This window comes from Gluconobacter sp. Gdi, assembly GCF_014132155.1.
GTDB lineage: Bacteria > Pseudomonadota > Alphaproteobacteria > Acetobacterales > Acetobacteraceae > Gluconobacter.
On sequence record NZ_BLJQ01000113.1, the window covers coordinates 1 to 223 of the forward strand.

The window sequence follows — 223 nt, forward strand, 5'->3', positions numbered from 1 at the left end:
CCGTGCGGCGAGCACACTGACGGCGACGAGAGTGGAACGACGGTGGCGTTTTCCTGAGCCCATCCTGCCACCGGCCAAGACGGGCGACGGGACAGGCCGTCAAGCCCGGAGCGTCCTGAGCAAGGGGGGCAGGCTTGCGGCTGATGCGGGGTCGCGTGCGGCCCTGCAGCAGACGCGGGCCTGACACCTGCCGCCGAGGGTCGCGCAGTGGCTTTACGGACTG

The 223-nt window shown here is 70.9% G+C and carries 1 protein-coding gene; it reads left to right on the forward strand.

Annotated features, from left to right (window positions below; all coding sequences use genetic code 11):
- Positions 1–184: hypothetical protein (locus JN414_RS16720; RefSeq protein ID WP_202208909.1), on the forward strand; the 184-nt coding region annotated here is incomplete at its 5' end.
- Positions 185–223: the final 39 nt, after the last annotated feature.